Here is a 5,928-nt window from a genome sequence, read left to right on the forward strand (position 1 = left end):
CGAGCTGTTCGCTGAGGTCGCCCAATGCGGCGGGGCGGCGCAGGGCGGGCGCGGGGGCCGCGGGCAGCGCGGCGGCGTGGTAGGAATTGGGCAGCGCATGAAGCGCCGTATCCCGGCAATCGAGAAAGGCCATGACGAATGCTCCGATAATGAAGGCCCGGCGCGCGCCCCGACGGGGGGACAGGGGGGATCAGGCGCGCGCCGGGGTTTCCCGCCGGCAGCGGCCGGGAAGCGAAGGGGGCAAATGGTGTGGCGAAACGGCCCGCCGGGTCGCACTCCGGCCGGGGTTTTGCATGCAATGAGTGGATCGACGCCCCGCGCAAAGACGCAAGGCAGCCGCGTTCAGCCGGTGCGATCCGGCATGGCGAGGTGTTTCATCGGCTCTTCCCCTGTTGTGACGAGTCGAAGGGCTTCGTTCTGTACCAGGCGGTATATATTGGAATGGTGCAGCGCGTCAAGCGGCTTTTTGTACTGGCCGGTATGTTTGTTGCGGCGCGGCGATTTCAAGGGCTGAACGCGCGGTGAATGCAAATTTTTCGCGCGCCGGGCGGACGGGCGGGCGGACGAACGGGCGGGCGGAGGCTCCGAATGGGGCGGCGCGTCAGGCGCTCAGCGGCTGGGCCACATCGCGAGGAACGTGCCGATCACCATTTCGAGCTCGGCGCGGGTGGTGTCGGCCTGCGCCTTGACCGCGAGGCCCTGCAGGATCGTGAAGAGGCACTGCGCCAGCGCTTCGGGGCGGCTGCCCGGCGGCAGGTCACCTTCGGCCAGCGCGCGTTCGAAGCGGGCGATCAGCGCGGTCTCGGACGATTTGCGCCGGGCGATGACATGCTCGCGAATCGAGGCCGCTTCGGTGGTGTTGGCGACGAGGCTGATGACGCCCAGGCACCCTTGTGCACCGGCCGATCCGCAGTACGTCTCGAGCGATCCGTTGAGCAGGCGTTCGGCCACGCCGCGCGCGCTGGGCGCTTCGAGCGCCTTGCCGATATAGGCCAGCTTGTCGCGCTCGTAGAGGTCCAGCGCTTTCTTGAACAGCGCTTCCTTGTTGCCGAAACAGGCGTAGAGGCTGGGCTTGGTGATGCCCATCGCCTCGGTCAGTTCGGCGAGCGAGGCGCCTTCGTAGCCATGCTTCCAGAACACCTTGAGCGCATTGCCCAGCGCGGCATCGGGATCGAATTCCCGAGGCCGTCCGCGCGGCTTGGTGCTGGTGAACGAACATTTCATACCAGGCGGTATATAGTGCGCTTGTCTGAACAGTCCAGTAACATGATGCGCGAGGGGCCGGCGTCGCCGGAAAGGCAGCGCCGTGGCGTTCGCGTTTCGATCGAGCGTAGCGTCTTGTGGCTTGCAATTGGCGCTGCGAACCTGTTTTCTTGGGCGAATTCAGGGCAGGTGTGAGACGATATGGCGATGCGATGGGCCGTGCACGCGGCAATGCTGACCTCGGTGACGAGCGTTGTGGGGCTGTGGGGCGCGGCGCTGCCCGCACGGGCGCAGGCGGCCGACGGAGAAAGCGCGAGCGAACGCGCCGCCAAGAGCGATCCCTATCTCTGGCTCGAGGCGGTGTCCTCGCCGCGCGCGATGCAATGGGTCGAGGCGCACAACGCCGCGACGCTCAAGCGGCTCGAGGCCGACCCGCGTTACCAGACCTTCTATGATGAGGCGCTCGGCATCGCGGGCGCGAAGGACCGCATTCCCGCCCCCAGCTTCCTGCACGGCGAAATCTACAATTTCTGGCACGACGAAGCGCACTTGCGCGGCATCTGGCGCAAGACCACGCTCGCCAGCTACCTCTCCGCCCACCCGCAGTGGACCACGGTGCTCGACATCGACGCGCTCGGCAAGGCCGAGGGCAGGAGCTGGGTGCTCAAGGGCATCGACTGTCTCGAGCCCGCGCAGAGCCGCTGCCTGATCTCGCTCTCGGACGGGGGCGAGGATGCGGTCGAGGTACGCGAGTTCGATCTCGACACCGGCGCTTTCGTGCCGGGCGGCTTCCACCTGCCGCGCGGCAAGCACCGGGTCGCCTGGCAGGACGCGGACCACCTGCTGGTGGCGACCGACTGGGCGCCGGAGGACCTGACCCCCTCGGGCTATCCCTTCATCGTCAAGCGCCTCGCGCGCGGCGCGCCGCTTTCGAGCGCTGTTGAGGTTTACCGGGGCGGAGCCGTGGACGGCGGTTACGGCGTGACGCCGATGGTGCTGCACGACGGGGCCGGCCACCTGCTCGCGGTGATCGAGCGTCCGCTCGACACGTTCCATCACCAGAGCGTGGTGCTCACCGCGCGCGGCGCCGAGCGGCTGGCGCTCCCCGACAAGGTGAGCGTGGTCGCGCTCGTCGCCGGACGCGTGATCTTCCAGCTCGACGAGGCGTGGACGGCGGCTGGAACGACGCTTCCGGCAGGATCGCTGGCCGAGGTCGATCTGGCCGCGCTGCTGGCCGATCCGGGGCACCTTGCGCCAAAGCTCGTCTGGGCGCCCGGCCCGCGCGACGCGCTCGACGGGGTGAGCGCGACCAGGGATAGGCTGCTGGTCAGCACGCTCGAAAACGTGCGCGGGCGCGCGCTGGTGTTCACGCCGGTCAAGGGCGGCGGCTGGACGCGCAGTCCGCTCGCGCTGCCCGACAACCGGACCATCGGGGTGGCGGCCGTCGATACGAAATCGGACCGTGCTTTCGTCAGTACGAGCGGTTTCCTCGATCCCTCGAGCCTCTACCTTGCCGACGCCGCGACCGGCGCGGCGCGCGCGGTCAAGACGCTTCCGGCCAAGTTCGACGCTTCGCGCGACGTGGTCGAACAGCACGAGGCGACCTCGAGCGACGGGACCAGAATTCCCTACTTCGTGGTCCACCGCAAGGACATCGCCTATGACGGCACCACGCCCACGATCCTGACCGCCTATGGCGGCTTTCAGGTCAGCAATACGCCTTATTATTCGGGCACGCGGGGCAAGCTGTGGCTTGAGCGCGGGGGCGCCTTCGTGCTCGCGAACATCCGCGGCGGTGGGGAATTCGGGCCCAAATGGCACGAGGCCGGGCTGACCACCCGGCGCCAGATCGTCTATGACGATTTCGCGGCGGTGGCCAAGGACCTCATCGCGCGGCGGATTACCTCGCCGCGCCACCTGGGGATCGAGGGCGGCTCGAACGGCGGGCTGCTGATGGGCGTCGAATTCGAACAGCACCCCGACTTGTGGAACGCGGTGCTGATCGAAGTGCCGCTGCTCGACATGATCCGCATCTCGAAGATCGCGGCGGGCGCCTCGTGGCAGGGCGAATACGGCGATGTCGATGCCGATCCGGCGGTGCGCGCGTTCTGGGAGAAACTCTCACCCTACCAGAACCTCAAGAGCGGGGTTGCCTATCCCGAACCCTTCATCTTCACCACCACCAAGGACGACCGCGTCGGCCCGCAGCACGCGCGCAAGTTCGCCGCGAAGATGGAAGGCATGGGCCTGCCGTTCTACTATTACGAGAACACCGAGGGCGGGCACGGTTCGGGCGCGGACATCAAGCAGTCGGCCCGAACCACCGCGCTGACGATGACCTACATGTGGCAGAAGCTGGGCGACTGAGCGGCTCGTTCGACGCGGTTGGCCGTTCGGGGGCGAGCGGTGCTAGCCGCTGGATCCTGCAAAAATCGGATCGGCAAACGCAGATCGGGCCCGGCCGCTCGTTGACGGCCGGGCCCGAAACGGAAGGGCGCGCGGGTTTCGGGCGCGGCGCCCTTCGGGGGTTCGTCAGAGCGTGGCGACCTTGACCACGAAGCGCACGTTGCGGCCGGGCATTTCGACTTCGGCCTTGTTGAACGCCGCCGCGTCGCGCTGGACGTCGTTGGTCAGGTTCTGGCCGACGATCGCGAACTCGATCCCCTGGTGCTCGGCGAAGGGGCGCCAGGCGATGTGGGCGCCCAGATCATAATACGCGCCGGTGGCGGTATCGTAGTCGCCGAACTTGTCCTGGCGGCCGACGTATTTGAGCATCACGCCCGCATCGAGCGGCTTGCTCTTCCAGTCGAACCCGCCGCCCACGCGGTAGGGCGGGATGCGGGGGACGTTGCTGCCATCGTCGAGCGTGGCGCGCACGTAGTCGGCCATGACCTTGAAATCGAACTCGCCGGTGTCGTCGTCGACGATCGCGTAGCTGGCCTGGCCTTCGGCGCCGCGGAAGTGCGCGTTCTGCTGGGTGTAGTTGAGCTCCTTGAGCTCGCCGCTGTCGTCGTCTGTGCAGACCCCGTCATCATCGCAGGTGCGCCCGGTCAGTTCGCCGTAGATGTAGTTGTTGAACCAGGTGCTGTAGAGGCTGCCTTCGAAGCGCAGGCGTCCGGTGTCGACGCGCAGGCTCGCTTCGAGCGAATTGGCGCGCTCGATCTTGAGCGTGGGATCGCCGGTCTCGAAGGTGTTGGGGCCATCGTGGCCACCGCGCGCGAACAGTTCGGTCTGCGCGGGCGCGCGGCCGGTGCTCGAGAAATTGAGGCCGATCTTGATCGCGCTCGAGGCCGTCCACAGCGCCCCGATCGCGCCGCTCACCGGCGTGAAATCGCGCGTGGTGGGGATGTCGCTGGCCGGAGTGCCCGCAACCGAGACGTGTTCAATACGCCCGCTGCCCTGCAGTTTGAGGCTGTCGGTGATCGGCATTTCGGTGAAGATGTAGCCCGCCTCGTTCTCGGTCGTGGTCGGATACAGGTAGGAGGCATCCTCGCCGATCGCGCGGAACTTGCGGTGGCCGTATTCGAAGCCGACCGCGGTGTTCGAAAGCGGGCCGATCGCGCCGAGCTTGAGTTCGGCGTGGCCGTCGAATTCCTTGTTCTTGAAGGTCGTGTCGATCGTGCCGTCGTCCTCGACCTCGCTGTGCTGGTAGTCGGCGTAGCCGGCGTCGATGGTCAGCGTCTGGAGGAGGCCGCTGTCGATGTCGATGACGTCGCGGCTGATGTACTTGGTCTGCTTCATGACGATGTGGGTGTCGTCGCTCGGGATGCCGTAGCTGGCGTTGTACTGTTCGACCGCGGCGCCGATGTGGCTGTCGCCGAAGAAGTAGGACAGGCCGCCCGATTCGCCGTGCCCATGGAACCAGGAATTGGCCTGGGTGCCGTCGGGCGTGTCGTAGTCGTCGGCGTGGCGGTAGAAGGCGTCGGCGTGGATCGCGAAGTTGCCCGCCTTGGCGTCGATCAGCGCGGACGTCTGCGCGGTGTCGGCGGCGGTGCCGTAGCTGCCGGTGACTTCACCCGAAATCGTCTCGGTGGGCAGGAACGTGGGCACGCGGTTGTTGAGCACGTTGACCACGCCGCCGATCGCCTGGCTGCCGTAGCGCAGCGTGCCCGCGCCGCGCACGACTTCGATCGAGCGGGCGGCGAGCGGATCGATCGGCACGCCGTGGTCGGGGCCGATGTCCGAGACGTCCGCGCTCGAGATGCCGTTCTCAAGCATGCGCACGCGGGTCGAATCCATGCCGCGGATGATCGGGCGGCTGGCGCCCGCGGCAAAGCCGCTGGCGGCGACGCCGGGCACGTCCTGCAGCGCGCCGGCAATGCTCGCGCCGCCGGTCAGCAGCATCGACTGGGCCGAGACCTTGGCGGTGATCGCGGGGGTCTCGTCGATTCGTGCGTCGAACGGGGAGGCGGTGACGACGATCGGGGCACTGGCGGCATCGGCCTTGCGGCTGGTGGCGGGGGTGTCCTTGGCGGTCGTCGTGGAGGGGCTCTGCGCGAGCGCGAGCGAAGGGGAGAGGGCGGCGATCGCCGCGCCTGCAAGCAGCAGGGTACGCATGGGAAAGGGGGCTCCGTGAACCTGGTGACGGCCTTGCGCAATCGGGCAGATGTATGCCCGGCGGGTCTCTTGCCCGGCTGGGCCGTCTGGAAATGAAACGTGTGTGGGGTTCAGGCGGCGTGCGCGGGCGGGCCCCGGATGCGCCGCCGCAGCGCGCCGTGCGGGGCG

The 5,928-nt window shown here is 67.7% G+C and carries 3 protein-coding genes; 1 reads left to right on the forward strand and 2 read right to left on the reverse strand.

The features are described from left to right. Positions 1–609: 609 nt before the first annotated feature. Entirely contained in the window at positions 610–1,224 is a 615-nt protein-coding gene (locus MTR62_RS19435; protein WP_244024056.1) for a TetR/AcrR family transcriptional regulator, read from the reverse strand. A 186-nt stretch (positions 1,225–1,410) separates the two neighbouring features. Between MTR62_RS19435 and MTR62_RS19440 the strand changes: the two genes are divergently transcribed. Continuing rightward, a complete protein-coding gene (locus MTR62_RS19440) occupies positions 1,411–3,570 on the forward strand; it encodes a prolyl oligopeptidase family serine peptidase (RefSeq protein WP_244024058.1) in 2,160 nt (719 codons plus the stop codon). 165 nt (positions 3,571–3,735) lie between these two features. Here MTR62_RS19440 and MTR62_RS19445 read toward each other — a convergent pair whose 3' ends face one another. Next, positions 3,736–5,760, reverse strand: a complete 2,025-nt coding sequence (locus tag MTR62_RS19445; protein ID WP_244024061.1) for a TonB-dependent receptor — start codon at positions 5,758–5,760, stop codon at positions 3,736–3,738. Positions 5,761–5,928: the final 168 nt, after the last annotated feature.

It is taken from the genome of Novosphingobium organovorum (assembly GCF_022832435.1).
In the GTDB taxonomy this organism is placed as follows: domain Bacteria; phylum Pseudomonadota; class Alphaproteobacteria; order Sphingomonadales; family Sphingomonadaceae; genus Novosphingobium; species Novosphingobium organovorum.

Coding starts and splice junctions, on each gene's coding strand:
- MTR62_RS19435 (WP_244024056.1), bottom strand. CDS start 1,224: ATGAAATGTTCGTTCACCAGCACCAAGCCGCGCGGACGGCCTCGGGAA.
- MTR62_RS19440 (WP_244024058.1), top strand. CDS start 1,411: ATGCGATGGGCCGTGCACGCGGCAATGCTGACCTCGGTGACGAGCGTT.
- MTR62_RS19445 (WP_244024061.1), bottom strand. CDS start 5,760: ATGCGTACCCTGCTGCTTGCAGGCGCGGCGATCGCCGCCCTCTCCCCT.